20 protein-coding genes are annotated in these 15,249 nt (G+C 61.3%); 9 read left to right on the top strand and 11 right to left on the bottom strand.

Annotation, left to right across the window (positions count from 1 at the left end):
* The first annotated feature begins 24 nt into the window (after window positions 1-24).
* From lolA to cysG, 5 genes are read left to right on the top strand one after another with little or no spacing between them, the layout of a single operon-like run.
* Window positions 25-648 carry an outer membrane lipoprotein chaperone LolA gene (lolA, locus tag CER19_RS02240; protein WP_003174700.1) on the top strand — a complete coding sequence of 208 codons (624 nt, stop codon included), beginning with the start codon at window positions 25-27 and terminating at the stop codon, window positions 646-648.
* A gap of 27 nt (window positions 649-675) precedes the next feature.
* The gene (locus tag CER19_RS02245; protein ID WP_116665232.1) at window positions 676-2,001 is read left to right on the top strand and encodes a replication-associated recombination protein A; all 1,326 of its coding nucleotides are present in this window, start codon (window positions 676-678) and stop codon (window positions 1,999-2,001) included.
* Window positions 1,998-2,372, top strand: coding sequence for a fluoride efflux transporter CrcB (gene crcB, locus CER19_RS02250; RefSeq protein ID WP_116665233.1), 375 nt, complete (start codon window positions 1,998-2,000; stop codon window positions 2,370-2,372). Before CER19_RS02245 ends, crcB begins: the two co-directional genes overlap by 4 nt.
* A 15-nt stretch (window positions 2,373-2,387) precedes the next feature.
* Window positions 2,388-3,668, top strand: coding sequence for a serine--tRNA ligase (gene serS, locus CER19_RS02255; RefSeq protein WP_032896683.1), 1,281 nt, complete (start codon window positions 2,388-2,390; stop codon window positions 3,666-3,668).
* A complete protein-coding gene (gene cysG, locus CER19_RS02260) occupies window positions 3,669-5,063 on the top strand; it encodes a siroheme synthase CysG (RefSeq protein WP_116665234.1) in 1,395 nt (464 codons plus the stop codon).
* A 129-nt stretch (window positions 5,064-5,192) separates the two neighbouring features.
* Here the strand turns inward: cysG and CER19_RS02265 are convergent, their stop codons facing one another.
* The 6 genes from CER19_RS02265 to tusD form a co-directional block, all read right to left on the bottom strand.
* On the bottom strand, window positions 5,193-6,188 hold the full coding sequence (locus CER19_RS02265; RefSeq protein ID WP_116665235.1) for a glutathione S-transferase family protein: 996 nt from the start codon (window positions 6,186-6,188) through the stop codon (window positions 5,193-5,195).
* An 88-nt stretch (window positions 6,189-6,276) separates the two neighbouring features.
* The gene (locus CER19_RS02270; protein ID WP_116665236.1) at window positions 6,277-7,278 is read right to left on the bottom strand and encodes a glycosyl transferase family protein; all 1,002 of its coding nucleotides are present in this window, start codon (window positions 7,276-7,278) and stop codon (window positions 6,277-6,279) included.
* Window positions 7,275-7,610 carry a TusE/DsrC/DsvC family sulfur relay protein gene (locus CER19_RS02275; RefSeq protein ID WP_116665237.1) on the bottom strand — a complete coding sequence of 112 codons (336 nt, stop codon included), beginning with the start codon at window positions 7,608-7,610 and terminating at the stop codon, window positions 7,275-7,277. Before CER19_RS02275 ends, CER19_RS02270 begins: the two co-directional genes overlap by 4 nt.
* Window positions 7,607-7,885 carry a sulfurtransferase complex subunit TusB gene (gene tusB / locus CER19_RS02280; protein WP_054898293.1) on the bottom strand — a complete coding sequence of 93 codons (279 nt, stop codon included), beginning with the start codon at window positions 7,883-7,885 and terminating at the stop codon, window positions 7,607-7,609. The genes CER19_RS02275 and tusB overlap by 4 nt, the downstream gene beginning before the upstream one ends.
* Entirely contained in the window at window positions 7,885-8,235 is a 351-nt protein-coding gene (gene tusC, locus CER19_RS02285; RefSeq protein ID WP_116665238.1) for a sulfurtransferase complex subunit TusC, read from the bottom strand. Before tusC ends, tusB begins: the two co-directional genes overlap by 1 nt.
* Window position 8,236: 1 nt before the next feature.
* On the bottom strand, window positions 8,237-8,629 hold the full coding sequence (tusD, locus tag CER19_RS02290; RefSeq protein WP_116665239.1) for a sulfurtransferase complex subunit TusD: 393 nt from the start codon (window positions 8,627-8,629) through the stop codon (window positions 8,237-8,239).
* 157 nt (window positions 8,630-8,786) lie between these two features.
* Between tusD and CER19_RS02295 the strand changes: the two genes are divergently transcribed.
* Window positions 8,787-9,962 (top strand): CaiB/BaiF CoA-transferase family protein, encoded by a 1,176-nt coding sequence (locus CER19_RS02295; RefSeq protein WP_116665240.1) that lies wholly within the window; start codon window positions 8,787-8,789, stop codon window positions 9,960-9,962.
* Between the two features lie 93 nt (window positions 9,963-10,055).
* Here CER19_RS02295 and CER19_RS02300 read toward each other — a convergent pair whose 3' ends face one another.
* Both CER19_RS02300 and CER19_RS02305 read right to left on the bottom strand, forming a co-directional pair.
* Window positions 10,056-10,550: a SprT family zinc-dependent metalloprotease gene (locus CER19_RS02300; protein ID WP_003192067.1), complete on the bottom strand. Its 495-nt coding sequence runs from the start codon at window positions 10,548-10,550 to the stop codon at window positions 10,056-10,058.
* A 128-nt stretch (window positions 10,551-10,678) separates the two neighbouring features.
* Window positions 10,679-11,281 (bottom strand): Yip1 family protein, encoded by a 603-nt coding sequence (locus CER19_RS02305; protein ID WP_003192065.1) that lies wholly within the window; start codon window positions 11,279-11,281, stop codon window positions 10,679-10,681.
* A 282-nt stretch (window positions 11,282-11,563) separates the two neighbouring features.
* On the opposite strand from CER19_RS02305, the gene ttcA reads away from it, so the two are divergent.
* The gene (gene ttcA, locus CER19_RS02310; protein ID WP_116665241.1) at window positions 11,564-12,388 is read left to right on the top strand and encodes a tRNA 2-thiocytidine(32) synthetase TtcA; all 825 of its coding nucleotides are present in this window, start codon (window positions 11,564-11,566) and stop codon (window positions 12,386-12,388) included.
* A gap of 67 nt (window positions 12,389-12,455) precedes the next feature.
* Window positions 12,456-13,127, top strand: coding sequence for a DNA-3-methyladenine glycosylase I (locus CER19_RS02315; RefSeq protein WP_034127867.1), 672 nt, complete (start codon window positions 12,456-12,458; stop codon window positions 13,125-13,127).
* 113 nt (window positions 13,128-13,240) lie between these two features.
* Here CER19_RS02315 and CER19_RS02320 read toward each other — a convergent pair whose 3' ends face one another.
* From CER19_RS02320 to arsC, 3 genes are read right to left on the bottom strand one after another with little or no spacing between them, the layout of a single operon-like run.
* Complete coding sequence (locus tag CER19_RS02320) at window positions 13,241-13,645, bottom strand: DUF2069 domain-containing protein (protein WP_116665242.1); 405 nt, start codon at window positions 13,643-13,645, stop codon at window positions 13,241-13,243.
* A complete protein-coding gene (gene wrbA, locus CER19_RS02325; RefSeq protein ID WP_014718885.1) occupies window positions 13,629-14,243 on the bottom strand; it encodes an NAD(P)H:quinone oxidoreductase in 615 nt (204 codons plus the stop codon). Before wrbA ends, CER19_RS02320 begins: the two co-directional genes overlap by 17 nt.
* Entirely contained in the window at window positions 14,240-14,593 is a 354-nt protein-coding gene (gene arsC, locus CER19_RS02330; RefSeq protein ID WP_116665243.1) for an arsenate reductase (glutaredoxin), read from the bottom strand. The genes wrbA and arsC overlap by 4 nt, the downstream gene beginning before the upstream one ends.
* Before the next feature lie 115 nt (window positions 14,594-14,708).
* Here arsC and CER19_RS02335 point away from each other — a divergent pair, with 115 nt between their 5' ends.
* Window positions 14,709-15,170: a TlpA disulfide reductase family protein gene (locus CER19_RS02335; protein WP_116665244.1), complete on the top strand. Its 462-nt coding sequence runs from the start codon at window positions 14,709-14,711 to the stop codon at window positions 15,168-15,170.
* The last annotated feature ends 79 nt before the right edge of the window (window positions 15,171-15,249 follow it).

A 15,249-nucleotide genomic window follows, 5' to 3' on the forward strand; every position in this document is an offset into this window, starting at 1 on the left:
CCTGACTACTCAATGAGGACTCCCATGCGCTTTATCCGCATGCTGTTGTTGCCGGCCCTGGCCCTGACTGCTGTTTCGGCTCACGCTGACCCGGCTTCCGTCGCCAGCCTGAAGAACCTGTTGGACAAATCCCAGACCCTCACCGCGCGCTTCTCCCAGCTGACCCTGGATGCCGGTGGCACCCAGTTGCAGGAAACCGCTGGTGAAATGGCGGTGCAGCGCCCTGGCCTGTTCTACTGGCACACCGAAGGCAAGGCGGAGCAGACCATCGTTTCCGACGGCCAGAAAGTCACGCTGTGGGACCCGGACCTGGAGCAGGCCACCATCAAGAAGCTCGATCCACGCCTGAACCAGACCCCGGCGCTGCTGCTGTCGGGGGATGTGTCGAAAATCAACGACAGCTTCGACATCACCTCCAAGCAGACCAGCAACGTCATCGAGTTCACCCTCAAGCCAAAATCCAAGGACACGCTGTTTGACACGCTGTCCCTGTCGTTCGGCAACGGCGTGATCAACAACATGCGCCTGGTCGACAGCGTCGGCCAGCGCACCGATATCCTGTTCTCCGGGGTCAAGGCCAACCAGCCGGTGCCCGCGTCCAAGTTCAAGTTCGACATCCCCAAGGGTGCCGACGTGATCCAGGAATAAACTGCCCAGAGGTTTCAAACGCTGCCCATGGATCTGTTTCGAAGTGACCCGATTGCCCAGCCACTGGCCGCGCGCTTGCGTTCGACCAACCTGGATGAGTACGTCGGTCAGGAACACCTGCTCGCTCGCGGCAAGCCCTTGCGCGAAGCCCTGGAGCAGGGTGCGCTGCATTCGATGATTTTCTGGGGCCCGCCGGGCGTGGGCAAGACCACCCTGGCGCGGCTGCTGGCGAAAGTCTCGGACGCGCACTTTGAAACGGTCTCGGCGGTGCTCGCCGGGGTCAAGGAGATCCGCCAGGCGGTGGAAGTCGCCAAGCAGCAGGCCGGGCAATACGGCAAGCGCACTATCCTGTTCGTCGACGAAGTGCATCGCTTCAACAAATCGCAGCAGGATGCGTTCCTGCCTTATGTCGAGGACGGTACGCTGATCTTTATCGGCGCCACCACTGAAAACCCTTCCTTTGAATTGAACAACGCCTTGTTGTCGCGGGCGCGGGTCTATGTGCTCAAGAGCCTGGATGAAGCGGCGATGCAAAAGCTGCTGCACCGTGCCTTGAGCGAAGACAAGGGCCTGGGCAAGCGTCAGCTGAGCCTCAGCGATGAAGGCTTCAAGATTTTGCTGACCGCCGCCGATGGTGACGGGCGCCGCTTTCTCAACCTGCTGGAGAACGCCTCCGACCTGGCCGAAGACGGTGGCGAGATTGGCGTCGACCTGTTGCAAAGCCTGCTGGGTGACACGCGCCGACGTTTCGACAAGGGCGGCGAAGCCTTCTACGACCAGATTTCCGCGCTGCACAAATCCGTGCGCGGTTCCAACCCTGACGGTGCGCTGTACTGGTTTGCGCGCATGATCGACGGCGGGTGCGACCCGTTGTACCTGGCGCGCCGTGTGGTGCGCATGGCCAGCGAAGACATCGGCAATGCCGACCCGCGCGCCCTGAGCCTGTGCCTGGCCGCCTGGGAGGTGCAGGAGCGCCTCGGCAGCCCGGAAGGCGAGCTGGCGGTGGCCCAGGCCATCACTTACCTGGCCTGCGCGCCAAAAAGCAACGCGGTGTACATGGGCTTCAAGTCGGCCCTGCGTGCGGCCGCCGAGCACGGCTCCCTCGAAGTGCCGCTGCACCTGCGCAACGCACCGACCAAGCTGATGAAGCAACTGGGGTATGGCGACGAATACCGTTATGCCCACGATGAGCCGGACGCCTACGCGGCCGGCGAAGACTACTTCCCCGATGAGCTGGAGCCGCAGCCGTTCTACCAGCCGGTGCCCCGTGGCCTGGAGCTGAAGATCGGTGAAAAGCTCAATCACCTGGCCGCCCTCGACCGTCTGAGCCCCAGGCAGCGGAGAAAATCATGATTCCTTTGCTGGTCGCGGTCTCGGTGGGGGGGATTGCCGGGACGCTGTTGCGCTTCGCCACCGGCAATTGGATCAACGCCAATTGGCCGAAACACTTCTATACGGCGACGCTCGCCGTTAATATCGTGGGCTGCCTGTTGATCGGCGTGTTATACGGCCTGTTTTTGTTACGCCCGGAAGTGCCTGTCGAGGTACGTGCCGGCCTGATGGTTGGCTTTCTTGGCGGCCTGACGACTTTTTCATCCTTTTCACTGGATACCGTGCGCCTGCTGGAAAGCGGGCAAGTGCCGCTGGCGATTGGCTATGCGGCTATCAGCGTATTCGGCGGGCTGCTCGCCACCTGGGCTGGCCTGTCCTTGACCAAACTTTGATAACGAGAGACCGACATGCTCGATTCCAAACTGTTACGTAGCAACCTTCAGGACGTAGCGGACCGCCTGGCATCCCGTGGCTTTGCCTTGGATGTTGCGCGCATCGAAGCGCTGGAAGAACAGCGCAAGACCGTCCAGACCCGCACCGAAGCACTGCAGGCTGAACGTAATGCGCGCTCCAAGTCCATCGGCCAGGCCAAGCAGCGTGGTGAAGACATCGCGCCGTTGATGGCGGATGTCGAGCGCATGGGCACTGAGCTGTCCGACGGCAAAATCGAGCTGGAAGGCATTCAGACCCAATTGGATTCGATCCTGCTGGGCATTCCGAACCTGCCCCACGAATCCGTACCGGTCGGCGAAGATGAAGACGGCAACGTCGAAGTGCGCCGCTGGGGCACGCCCAAAGCCTTCGATTTCGAGATCAAGGACCACGTCGCCCTGGGCGAATTGACCGGTGGCCTGGATTTTGAAACCGCGGCAAAAATGTCCGGCGCACGCTTTGCCTTGCTGCGCGGCCCGATTGCGCGCATGCACCGTGCACTGGCGCAGTTCATGATCAACCTGCACACCGGCGAACACGGTTACGAAGAAGCCTACACCCCGTACCTGGTTCAAGCGCCGGCGTTGATGGGCACCAGCCAACTGCCGAAATTCGAAGAAGACCTGTTCAAGATCAGCCGCGACGGCGAAGCCGACCTGTACCTGATCCCGACGGCCGAAGTGTCGCTGACCAATATCGTCGCCGGCGAAATCCTCGACGCCAAGCAACTGCCGTTGAAGCTGGTTGCCCACAGCCCGTGCTTCCGTAGCGAAGCCGGTGCGTCGGGTCGCGATACCCGTGGCATGATCCGTCAGCACCAGTTCGACAAGGTCGAGATGGTCCAGGTGGTAGAGCCGTCGACTTCCATGGAAGCCCTGGAAGGCCTGACTGCCAACGCCGAGCGCGTGCTGCAGCTGCTGGAGCTGCCGTACCGCGTACTGGCCCTGTGCACAGGTGACATGGGCTTCAGCGCCGTGAAAACCTACGACCTGGAAGTGTGGGTGCCGAGCCAGGACAAATACCGCGAGATTTCGTCGTGCTCCAACTGCGGTGACTTCCAGGCCCGTCGCATGCAGGCGCGTTTCCGCAACCCGGAAACCGGCAAGCCGGAGCTGGTGCACACCCTCAACGGTTCGGGCCTGGCCGTAGGCCGTACCCTGGTGGCCGTGCTGGAAAACTATCAGCAGGCGGACGGTTCGATCCGTGTACCTGAGGTGCTCAAGCCGTACATGGCGGGCGTTGAGGTCATCCGCTAAATGGAATTTCTGCCGCTGTTTCATAACCTGCGCGGCAGTCGTGTGTTGGTCGTCGGTGGTGGGGAGATTGCCTTGCGCAAATCCCGGCTGCTGGCCGACGCCGGCGCGGTGTTGCGGGTGGTTGCTCCCCAGATCGAAAGCCAGCTGCGTGAGCTGGTGCTGGGCAGTGGCGGGGAACTGATGTTGCGCGGTTATCAGGAGGCCGACCTGGATGGTTGCACCCTGATTATCGCGGCCACCGACGATGAGCCACTGAATGCGCAAGTGTCCAGTGATGCCAAGCGTCGTTGCGTGCCGGTCAATGTGGTGGACGCGCCAGCCTTATGCAGCGTGATCTTCCCGGCGATTGTCGACCGTTCGCCCTTGGTGATTGCTGTCTCCAGCGGCGGTGACGCGCCGGTACTGGCGCGTCTGATTCGTGCGAAGCTGGAAACCTGGATTCCCTCGACCTACGGTCAATTGGCTGGGCTGGCAGCGCGTTTTCGGGCTCAGGTCAAAGGTTTGTACCCGGATGTGCAGCAGCGCCGGGCGTTCTGGGAAGAAGTGTTCCAGGGCCCGATTGCCGACCGCCAGTTGGCCGGGCAGGGCGAGGAGGCCGAGCGCCTGTTGATCGAAAAGGTCAATGGCGCCCCGCCTTATGCGCCCGGTGAGGTCTACTTGGTGGGTGCGGGCCCAGGTGACCCGGATTTGCTGACCTTCCGCGCATTGCGCCTGATGCAGCAAGCCGACGTGGTGCTGTACGACCGTTTGGTGGCGCCGGCGATCCTGGAGCTGTGCCGTCGGGATGCCGAGCGCGTGTACGTCGGCAAGCGTCGCGCCGATCACGCGGTGCCCCAGGACCAGATCAACCAGCAACTGGTCGACCTGGCCAAGCAAGGCAAGCGCGTGCTGCGCCTTAAAGGTGGCGATCCGTTCATCTTTGGCCGTGGTGGCGAAGAGATCGAAGAATTGGCGGCCCATGGCATCCCGTTCCAGGTGGTGCCGGGTATTACGGCAGCCAGTGGTTGCGCGGCTTATGCCGGGATTCCGCTGACGCATCGCGACTATGCCCAATCGGTACGTTTTATTACCGGGCACTTGAAGAACGGTACCTCGGACTTGCCTTGGCAAGACCTGGTCGGGCCCTCACAGACCCTGGTGTTCTACATGGGCTTGATTGGCTTGCCGATCATTTGCGAGCAGTTGATCAAGCACGGGCGCGCCGCGGATACCCCGGCGGCGCTGATCCAGCAGGGCACCACGTCCAACCAGCGCGTGTTCACCGGCACCCTGGCAGACCTGCCGCGCATGGTGGCGGAGCATGAAGTGCATGCGCCGACATTGGTGATCGTGGGTGAGGTGGTGGTGTTGCGTGAGAAGCTCAAGTGGTTCGAGGGCGCTCAGTCCCAAGTCTGAACGCCACACTGAGCCACTGTAGGAGCGAGCTTGCTCGCGAAGCACTCAAGGACGCCCAGGGCTGCCTGATAGCGCTGCGTTATCGTTGGCGTTCTTCGCGAGCAAGCTCGCTCCTACAGGCGGTTCATGTCAGCTCCACACACCTTTGCCGGGCAATGTATGGCGATCATGCTCGATATCAAACCCCTGCAACGGCCCCTTCGGCACAATCCCCGTCGGGTTGATCGTGCGATGGCTGGCATAGTAATGCCCCTTGATATGCTCGAAATCCACCGTCTCGGCCACGCCTGGCCACTGATACATCTCCCGCAGCCAGTTCGACAAATTCCCATAGTCGGCAATCCGCCGCAGGTTGCATTTGAAGTGGCTGTAGTACACCGCATCAAAACGAATCAGCGTGGTGAACAGCCGCACATCGGCTTCGGTCAGGTACTCGCCGGCCAGATAACGATGGCTGCCCAAGTGCTGTTCCATATGATCCAGCTCGGCAAACACATCATCAAACGCGCTTTCATACGCCTGTTGTGAGGTGGCGAAGCCTGCGCGGTACACACCGTTGTTCACAGCGGGGTAGATGCGTTCGTTGAGGCTGTCGATGGTCGAATGCAGGGTTTGGGGGTAGAAATCCAGGGTATTGCCGGTCAGCTCATTGAACGCGCTGTTGAACATGCGGATGATCTCCGCCGATTCATTGCTGACGATGCGCTTGAGCTTTTTGTCCCACAGCACCGGCACCGTCACGCGCCCGGTGTAGTCGGCGGTATCGGCGGTGTAGCGTTGGTGCATGAAGTTGAAACCGTCCAGTTTGTCGCCGCTGGAGCCGTGGGCCTTGTCGAAGGTCCAGCCGTTTTCCAGCATCAGCCAACTGACCACCGAGACGTCGATCAGGCTTTCCAGGCCTTTGAGCTTGCGCAGGATCAAGGTGCGATGCGCCCACGGGCAGGCGAGGGAGACATAGAGGTGATAGCGACCGGACTCGGCCTTGAAGCCGCCTTCGCCACTCGGGCCTGGCGCGCCGTCGGCGGTCACCCAGTTACGGCGTTGTGCCTGTTCCCGTTGGAAAGCGCCATCGGCGCTACTTTCGTACCACTGGTCCTTCCACTGTCCGTCGATCAATAAACCCATGACTGGCTCCTTGGCTGATAAGCGTTGGAGCCCAGTCTAAAGGGGTGAGTTCGAACTAAAAGCGCAAAGAACCGGCGTGAATGATCGATTAAATCGATTTGTCCCGTGCGTCCCAATACTGCTGGGCCAATTCGAACGCCTGTTGCCGTGGGTGGCCAAGGCCGCGCAGGGCCAACGCCATGGTGGCGATCAACGCCAGTTGCGGGTAGCTGTCCTCAACGTCGCCGCGCCATAGCGCTTTGAGGTGCTCGGGCTCAAGCGTTGCTGGCTTGACGTGACGCTGGGCGGAGAGGGCGGGCCACTCTTCGTCCCAGCTCTGGCCGCCGGTGGTGCCATACAGATGACTGAGCGTGTCGGGGTTGATCTCGATCTCGCCGCCGTCGCCCTTGACCACAATCACGTTATCACCCAGCAAGCCACTGGCATCGCGATGCACGCCCTGGTAATCGGGGTGGAAAATGCTTTGCAGGCCACAGCGCGCATTCAGCGGGTTGAGCAGGCGCGCCAGGGAGTGGATAGGCGAGCGCAGGCCCAGGGTGTTGCGCAGGTCGATCATGCGTTGCAGTTGTGGGGCCCAATCACCCAGCGGGATAAACGCCAGGTTGCCGTGGGCAAAGGCGCTTTCGACCTGTTGCCAATCGCGGCACAGCGGGATCTGCAAGCTGTCCAGCAATTGCTCGGTGTACAAGCGCCCCGCGGTGTGGGCGCCGCCGCCGTGCATCAGGATGCGCACGCCATTCTGTGCCAGGCATTTGGCTGCCAGCAGGAACCACGGCAGGTGGCGCTTTTTACCGGCGTAGGTTGGCCAGTCGATGTCCACGTTCAACGCTGGCGCGTGCAGGCGCTCACGTACGGCTTCGGTGAAACCGGCGAGTTCTTCCGGGCTTTCTTCCTTGTGGCGCAGCAGCATCAGGAAGGCGCCGAGCTGGGTGTCCTCGACTTTTTCGTCGAGCAGCATGCCCATGGCTTCCCGCGCCTCCTCACGGGTGAGGTTGCGCGCGCCGCGCTTGCCTTTGCCGAGGATGCGCACGAACTGCGCAAAGGGATGCTCTTGGGGCGTTACGAGAGTCAGGGGGGCAAAGTCGGTCATAAGCAATTCGTCGGCCTGGGCAGGCCCGCCAGCTTGGCGGCGAGTTTGGCGGGAGTGCCGTTGAACAGTTTGTTGAGGTGCAGGCTGTTGCCCTTCTCCGGGCCCAGTTTCAACGCGGTGTACTTGATCAGCGGGCGCGTGGCGGGGGACAGCTGGAAGTCGGTGTAGAACTGGCGCAGCAGGGGGAGGATTTCCCAGTGTGCCGGGGTCAGCTCCAAGGCTTCGGCAGCGGCCAGGGCATGCGCCACTTCATCGGACCAGTCGTTGAGGTCGACGAGGTAGCCGTCCTTATCCAGTTCCAGGGTGCGTGCGCCTACGGTCAGGGTGTTCATAGCCAGGTGTTGACCTTGTCGTAGTCGATCGACAGCTGCACGAAGCCTGGGTAATCGACGCTGTCGGCCCAGTCGGGCAGCGGCAGGTTGCGCGCCTGCATGTCTTCGGCCAGCACAAACACCTTCACGCCTTTGGTTTGCAGGGCGGGCGTGTGCAGGCCGTAGGCACCGTCACCACATAGGAGGATGGCGTCCTCGGCGCCACAGATGCGCAGGCAGCTGTCGAGGCGGCTGTCGGTAAACGGGGAATGAGACACCACATGTAGAGTCGACATCAGAGGGTAATCACCTGGTCGTAACGGTCAATCAGCTGGGAAATGGCTTGGCTGTCGAGCGCCTGGGCATTAGCAGGCGACAGCAACCCGCGTGCGGACAGGCTATGGCTGCACGCGAACACGTCGTCAATGCCGAACAGGCCCAGGGCTTGCAGGTTGGCACCCAGGTCTTTCTGTTGCACGGCCTTGGCGGCTTGGTTCGGCGCCAATTGGAACACACCGTCGTCCAGGAACAGCAGGCCAATGGGCAGATCGAACGCGCCACCGGCCAGCACGATATCCAGCGCTTCCCGCGCACTCGGCCCGGACCACGGGGCCTGGCGGCTGATCACCAATAAGGATTTGGACATGTCACGGCCCTCCAAAACAGATCAGGCGGTCGGCGTCCTGAATCGCGTCATGCAATTGCCCCAGACCCGACAACGCCCAGGGTGCTTCCAGGTTGACCGCGCTGCGCTGATAGCGCGCAGCTTCCTCGGCATCAAGCACACCCCGGCGCAGCGCGGCGGCGATGCACACCACGCCGTCGAGTTGGTGCTGGCTGACAAACTCGCGCCATTGGCGCGCAATGTCTTGCTCATCCTGGGGCGCGACGATGTTAGTGGACGCGCTGTACACGCCGTCCTGGTAGAAAAACAGCCGCACAATCTCATGCCCGCCGGCCAGCGCCGCCTGTGCGAACAACAGGGCGCGGCGCGAGGAGGGCGCGTGGGCGGCGCTATACAGTGCAATCGCGAACTTCATGGAAGACTCTGCCAACAAACGTCGGCCAATGATAAAGCCGCCGCCGCGAAAAAGCCCGCCGTGATCAAAACGGTCACTGTGGTTGATCGTTCTGACGATTGCCGACAGGCGCCCGGCTGCCTAGTCTGTGGGTATTCGCAACCCAACTGGAGTCCCTATGTCAGGTCCCTTGGCGTCCCTTAAAGTGTTGGATTTTTCCACCTTGCTGCCCGGCCCGTTTGCCTCCTTGATGCTGGCGGACATGGGCGCCGAGGTGCTGCGTATTGAATCGCCCACGCGGATGGACCTGTTGCGTGTGTTGCCGCCCCATGATCGTGGCACGTCGGCCAGCCACGCCTACCTCAACCGCAACAAGCGCAGCCTGGCCCTGGACCTCAAGCAGGCCGAGGCGCTGGAGATTGTGCGTGAGTTGGTCAAGGGCTATGACATCCTGCTTGAGCAGTTCCGCCCCGGTGTCATGGAGCGCCTGGGCCTGGGCTATGAGGCGCTGAAGGCGATCAACCCACGGCTGATCTATGTGTCGATCACCGGCTACGGCCAGACCGGCCCCTATAAGGACCGCGCCGGGCACGATATCAACTACCTGGCGCTGGCCGGCGTGGCCAGCCATACCGGGCGCCAGGACACCGGCCCGTTGCCCCTGGGCGTACAACTGGCGGATGTGGCGGGCGGTTCACTGCATGCCGTGGTGGGCTTGCTGGCGGCGGTGATTGCCAGACAGCAAAGCGGGGTGGGGCAGTACCTGGATGTGAGCATGACCGACTGTTCGTTCAGCCTGAACGCCATGGCTGGGGCCGGTTACCTGGCTTGCGGGGTCGAGCCTGGGTGGGAGAGCCATGTGCTCAATGGCGGGAGTTTCTATGACTACTACCGCACACGCGATGGGCGCTGGATGTCGGTGGGCAGTTTGGAGCCGGGGTTTATGCAGCAGCTGTGCGCGGCCTTGGGGCGCCCGGAACTGGCGGCACACAGTGTGACGCCCGAACGCCAGGGCGTGCTCAAGCAGGCGTTGCAGGTGGAGTTCGAGAAGCGCAGTTTTGACGAGTTGTGTGAGTTGTTTGCCGGGGTGGATGCCTGTGTGGAGCCGGTGTTGAGTCTGAGTGAGGCGGTGGAGCATCCGCAGTTGAAGGCGCGGGAGCTGGTCAGCCAGGTGCCCAGGGGTGATGGCTCGACACAAGCGCAATTGGCCTGCCCGCTGAAGTTCTCTGAGGGGTTGCCGGCGCCCAGGCATATTGGGGTGGCGGTGGGGGCGCACAGTGATGAGGTGTTGGTGGAGCTGGGGTTCGGTGTTGAGCGGATAGAGGCATTGCGCCAGGCCAAGGTTGTGGGTTGACTGAACGGGCGCTTTCGCAGGCAAGCCAGCTCCCACATTTGGATCTGTGAACGCAATCAAAATGTGGGAGCTGGCTTGCCTGCGAAGAGGCCCTCATTCCACCCGAGTTTCCCCAGTGAACACCAGAGTCTGCCGACATCGCCGACACAAATACCGCCGCCCCTGGTTCACCAGCCCATGGCGCTGCGGTGAAAACGGAAAATCACTGTCCGCACACGGGCAGCGATAGATATAACGAGTCACCTGCCGGCGCTTGACCTCGTAGGTGTGGCAACGGTCGGGCGGCAGTTCGTAAACCCCGCGCATGATCAGCTGCCATTCCTCGCCATGGGGCTGGATACGCTCGCCAAACAATTGGTGGGCAATCAGGTGCGCCACTTCGTGGGCCACGGTTTGCTTGAGAAAGTGTTGGCTGTTTTCACGGTACAACTGAGGGTTGAAACGCAGCAGGTTCTCGTGCAAATGCGCGACACCGGCCTTCTGGCCCCGCAGCTTGAGGCTGACCTGGGGGCGTTTGAAGCTTCGTTTGAAAAAGGATTCGGCTTGCAGGAAACAATCTTCGACGCGGGTATTGAGTTGCTCGGGCATGCTGTACATATCTCCAGAGACGCCCAGTATGCCGCAAAGCTGGGTGTTTCCGAATCTGTCAGGCGCCGAATGGTCATGCATGACGCACAAAGCCACCTTGCGGTGGCCTTGCCTACGGTTTTTTTCGGTCAACTGGTGTAGATCGGCCCAACGCCCAGGCCCCAGACGATCACGGTAAAGGCCATGATCGCCACCAGCACCACCAGGCCCACGGCCAATACCGAACTGGAAAACAGGAACCCTTCATCCGGGTCGATACTCATGAAGGTCGGCAGCCCCACATACAGCAGGTACACCGTGTAGCAAATCGCTGCCGTGCCCACGACCATGCCCAGCCACATATGTGGATAGAGCGCCGCCAGCCCGCCGATAAACAAGGGGGTAGCGGTGTACGTGGCAAACGCCACGCAGCGGGCCATGCTTGGGCTGGCGTCGTAGGTGCGGGCCATCCAGTGAATGAACGCGCCCATCACGGCCACGCCGCACAGCATGGCCGCGTAGGACATGAGGGTCATCCACAGCGCGCTTTCCTGGGTCAGCATCACCGGGGCGCGGTTGCCGATGACCCAGCCGACCTGAGTGGTGCCAATAAAGGCGGAAATGGCGGGGATCGCCGCGAGAATCAGGGTATGAGTGAGGTACATGTGGCCGATGCTTTCTTCTTTATCGCCACGGATTTCCCGCCATTCCTGGTCGGGATGGGTAAACAGCCCCACGACGTGATGGATCATGCCAGTCACTCCTGTCGTTATTACCATCGCCCCCCATCGGAGCGCCCACGGGCCAAATGGCCTGAAAGGTCTGGATAGATGTGCGACCTCAAGTCGCAGTATAGAAAGGGATGACCGGAATAACCGTAGGGCCTTTAGAGCAAATTGCGCTGTAAAAGCAGGCGCTAATCGCGGTGTGGTCTGTCTGGACTCATGCCCTCGAGCTCCCACATTGGAACTCGGCCAGTCTTGCCGGTAAAATGCTGCGCTTTTCGTCACACACCTTTTGCGGATCCAAGCGCCATGGGCACTCTTACAGTCAACCAGAACAAACTGCAAAAACGCCTGCGTCGCCTGGCCGGTGAAGCGGTCGCCGATTTCAACATGATCGAGGACGGCGACAAGGTCATGGTCTGCCTCTCCGGCGGCAAAGACAGCTACACCATGCTCGACGTGTTGTTGCACCTGCAAAAGGTCGCGCCGATCAAGTTCGAGATCGTGGCGGTCAACATGGACCAGAAGCAACCCGGTTTCCCCGAGCATGTGCTGCCGGCTTACCTGAATGAACTGGGCGTCGAGTACCACATCGTCGAGAAAGACACCTACTCGGTGGTCAAGGAACTGATCCCGGAAGGCAAGACCACCTGCTCGCTGTGCTCGCGCCTGCGCCGTGGCACGCTCTATACCTTTGCCGATGAGATCGGCGCGACCAAGATGGCCCTGGGTCATCACCGCGATGACATTGTCGAAACCTTCTTCCTCAATATGTTCTTCAACGGCTCGCTCAAGGCCATGCCGCCCAAGCTGCGTGCCGATGATGGGCGCAACGTAGTGATCCGCCCGCTGGCGTATTGCAACGAGAAGGACATCCAGGCTTACTCCGATTTCAAACAATTCCCGATCATCCCGTGCAACCTGTGCGGCTCCCAGGAAAACCTGCAGCGCCAGGTGGTCAAGGAAATGCTGGTGGACTGGGAGCGCAAGACCCCGGGGCGTACCGAAAGTATCTTCCGCAGCCTGCAAAACGTGATCCCGTCGCAATTGGCCGACCGCAATCTGTTCGACTTCACCAGCCTGAAAATCGACGAGACCGCCGCATCGCGTTTCGTCAATGTAGTGAACCTCTGAGCCTTCCCAAGGCTCTAGTACACGGCGCTTGCGAGCGCCGTTTTCAATTCGACTGACAGGAGAGGGCATGCGCGATTACAAGTGGCTGCACGAATATTGTCTGAACCGCTTCGGTTCGGCGGCCAAGCTGGAAGCCCATCTGCCGGTGCCCAAGACCCCGGCGCAATTGCGCAAGATCACGGATGACCGTTACCTGTCGACCTTGGCGCTGCGAGTGTTCCGCGCCGGTTTGAAGCACAGCGTGGTCGATGCCAAATGGCCGGCGTTCGAGCAGGTATTCTTCGGCTTCGACCCGGAAAAAGTCGTGCTGATGGGCGCCGAGCACCTGGAACGGCTGATGCAGGACACCCGCATCATCCGCCACCTGGGCAAGCTCAAGAGTGTGCCGCGCAACGCGCAGATGATCCTGGATATCGAGCAGGAAAAAGGCAGTTTCGGCGCGTTTATCGCTGATTGGCCGGTGACTGATATCGTCGGGCTCTGGAAATACCTGAGCAAGCACGGTCACCAGTTGGGCGGGCTGTCGGCGCCGCGCTTCCTGCGCATGGTCGGCAAGGACACTTTTGTACCGAGCGATGACGTGGTGGCGGCGCTGAATGCGCAAAAGATCGTCGACAAGGCCCCGACCAGCCTGCGGGATCTAGCGACGGTGCAGGGTGCTTTCAACCAATGGCATGCCGAGAGTGGGCGGCCGATGTGTCAGCTGTCGATGATGTTGGCTTACACCGTCAACCATTGATCACTGTCGGAGCGAGCTTGCTCGCGAAAAACCTGAGGGCAACGCGTTAAACCAGCATAAGCGCGTTATCGTTAACGATCTTCGCGAGCAAGCTCGCTCCTACAAAAGGCAAGTCAATCGGCCTGTCGGCGGTTCAACTGATGCCGCCAACGGACATATAACAGCGCCGTGCAAAACACCGCCAGGCTCGCGAGCATTTCCAGCACACCGAACCACTGGCGGTTCGGGTCATACGCCGCCAGCGCGCCCTTGATGAAATACAGGTTCACCACAAAGCACATCCACGAATGCCCGCGTGCGCTGCCCATCAGCATGCCTGGCGCAAGTATCAGCAGCGGCACCAGTTCGATCAGCAGGATGACCCACGGGCGCGCGCCATGCAGGTCGGCGACCAACAGGTAGTACACGCACAACAAGCCCACCAGGCCCAAAAACGCCAGCAGGCTCAGCGCGCGTGCCACCTTGACCCGTGGCTCCAGCCATTCCCGCGTTGGCAGGACCTTAGGCTTCTTGGCCACGGCCGTTCTCCAACAGCGTGGCGGTCTTGGCCAGGCGCAGGCCCAAGGCCCGGCACAGGGTGATTTCATGTTGATCGAGCATGCGCTTACCGTCTGGCCCGGAATGGTGGCTGGCGCCATACGGTGTGCCGCCGCCCTGGGTGTCGAGCAGCGCCTGTTCGCTGTAGGGCAGGCCGGTGATCAGCATGCCGTGGTGCAACAGCGGCAGCAGCATCGACATCAGCGTGGTTTCCTGGCCGCCATGCAGGCTGGCGGTGGAGGTGAACACGCCGGCCGGCTTGCCGACCAAAGCGCCGGTGAGCCACAGGTTGCTGGTGCCATCGAGGAAGTACTTGAGCGGCGCAGCCATGTTGCCGAACCGGGTCGGGCTGCCCAAGGCCAGGCCCGAGCAGTGCTTCAGGTCGTCCAGGCTGGCATACAGCGCGCCTTCGTCGGGAATGCTCGGCGCCACCGCTTCGCACTCGGTGGAAATCGCCGGCACGGTGCGCAACCGCGCTTCCATGCCGCCTTGCTCAATGCCCCGGGCAATCTGCCGGGCCATCTCGCTCACCGAGCCGTTACGGCTGTAATACAACACCAGCACATAGGGCGTAGTCACGGCAGGATCTCCAGCACGTTCTCGGGTGGGCGGCCAATGATGGCTTTGTCGGCGGTTTCCAGGATCGGGCGTTCCATCAGCTTGGGATGGGCAGCGATGGCGGCGATCAGTTGAGTGTCGCTGAGGCTGGCGTCGGCCAGGTTCAGGGTTTTGTATTCGTCTTCGCCGGTGCGCAGCAGTTGGCGTGCGCTGATCCCCAGTTTTTCCAGCAGGGCCTTGATTTGCGCGGCATCCAACGGGGTTTCCAGGTAGCGCACGACGGTCGGGGTGAGGCCGCGGGCTTCCAGCAGTTCCAGCGCACCACGGGATTTCGAGCAGCGCGGGTTGTGATAAAGCGTCAGATCGGTCATGTGCGGGTCGCATCTTGCGTAAGGTGGCGGGTATTCTACCTGCGCTGGCGCCTGTCCTTAAACCGTAAGAGGCGATAGGCCGCAGCCAACGTTCATTTTTGCGAAGGAATACCCCATGACAAGGCGACTGATCGGTGCATTGGCGATCATCACAACCCTGCTGCTCAGCGGCTGCGGTAACGATTACGGCGTTGACCAATATGGCCAGAAAGTGGCGGCCGAACGCCTGGACAAACAGTGGCTGGTGGTCAACTACTGGGCCGAATGGTGTGGCCCGTGCCGCACGGAAATCCCCGAGCTCAATGCCCTGGCAGAACAGTTGAAAGGCCAGAATGTCGGGGTGTTCGGCGTCAACTTCGACAATGTGCAGGGTGAAGAACTGAAGGCCGCCAGCGACAAGCTGGGGATCAAGTTCACGGTACTGGCCCAGAACCCGGACGGGATCTTCGAGATTCCACGCAGCGAGGCATTGCCGGTGACCTATATCATCGACGACAAGGGCAAGGTGCGTGAGCAGTTGATGGGTGAGCAGACAGCGCAAGGGGTGTTGGCCAAGCTCAAGGCCCTGAAAGGCTAAAACTGTGGGAGCTGGCTTGCCTGCGATGGCATCGCTGCGGTGTACCTGGTACACCGCGTCGTCCGCATCGCAGGCAAGC

It is taken from the genome of Pseudomonas sp. GL93 (assembly GCF_003408955.1).
GTDB classification, from domain to species: domain Bacteria; phylum Pseudomonadota; class Gammaproteobacteria; order Pseudomonadales; family Pseudomonadaceae; genus Aquipseudomonas; species Aquipseudomonas paracarnis.

What these genes read in the sequence shown, in the direction of transcription:
- CER19_RS02305 (WP_003192065.1), bottom strand. Translation starts at nt 11,281, where the DNA reads ATGATCCATCACGTCGTGGGGCTGTTTACCCATCCCGACCAGGAATGG.
- cysG (WP_116665234.1), top strand. Translation starts at nt 3,669, where the DNA reads ATGGAATTTCTGCCGCTGTTTCATAACCTGCGCGGCAGTCGTGTGTTG.
- CER19_RS02275 (WP_116665237.1), bottom strand. Translation starts at nt 7,610, where the DNA reads ATGAACACCCTGACCGTAGGCGCACGCACCCTGGAACTGGATAAGGAC.
- ttcA (WP_116665241.1), top strand. Translation starts at nt 11,564, where the DNA reads ATGGGCACTCTTACAGTCAACCAGAACAAACTGCAAAAACGCCTGCGT.
- arsC (WP_116665243.1), bottom strand. Translation starts at nt 14,593, where the DNA reads ATGACCGATCTGACGCTTTATCACAACCCGCGCTGCTCGAAATCCCGT.
- tusB (WP_054898293.1), bottom strand. Translation starts at nt 7,885, where the DNA reads ATGTCGACTCTACATGTGGTGTCTCATTCCCCGTTTACCGACAGCCGC.
- crcB (WP_116665233.1), top strand. Translation starts at nt 1,998, where the DNA reads ATGATTCCTTTGCTGGTCGCGGTCTCGGTGGGGGGGATTGCCGGGACG.
- tusC (WP_116665238.1), bottom strand. Translation starts at nt 8,235, where the DNA reads ATGTCCAAATCCTTATTGGTGATCAGCCGCCAGGCCCCGTGGTCCGGG.
- CER19_RS02245 (WP_116665232.1), top strand. Translation starts at nt 676, where the DNA reads ATGGATCTGTTTCGAAGTGACCCGATTGCCCAGCCACTGGCCGCGCGC.
- CER19_RS02300 (WP_003192067.1), bottom strand. Translation starts at nt 10,550, where the DNA reads ATGCCCGAGCAACTCAATACCCGCGTCGAAGATTGTTTCCTGCAAGCC.
- CER19_RS02270 (WP_116665236.1), bottom strand. Translation starts at nt 7,278, where the DNA reads ATGACCGACTTTGCCCCCCTGACTCTCGTAACGCCCCAAGAGCATCCC.
- lolA (WP_003174700.1), top strand. Translation starts at nt 25, where the DNA reads ATGCGCTTTATCCGCATGCTGTTGTTGCCGGCCCTGGCCCTGACTGCT.
- CER19_RS02295 (WP_116665240.1), top strand. Translation starts at nt 8,787, where the DNA reads ATGTCAGGTCCCTTGGCGTCCCTTAAAGTGTTGGATTTTTCCACCTTG.
- serS (WP_032896683.1), top strand. Translation starts at nt 2,388, where the DNA reads ATGCTCGATTCCAAACTGTTACGTAGCAACCTTCAGGACGTAGCGGAC.
- CER19_RS02315 (WP_034127867.1), top strand. Translation starts at nt 12,456, where the DNA reads ATGCGCGATTACAAGTGGCTGCACGAATATTGTCTGAACCGCTTCGGT.
- CER19_RS02335 (WP_116665244.1), top strand. Translation starts at nt 14,709, where the DNA reads ATGACAAGGCGACTGATCGGTGCATTGGCGATCATCACAACCCTGCTG.
- CER19_RS02265 (WP_116665235.1), bottom strand. Translation starts at nt 6,188, where the DNA reads ATGGGTTTATTGATCGACGGACAGTGGAAGGACCAGTGGTACGAAAGT.
- tusD (WP_116665239.1), bottom strand. Translation starts at nt 8,629, where the DNA reads ATGAAGTTCGCGATTGCACTGTATAGCGCCGCCCACGCGCCCTCCTCG.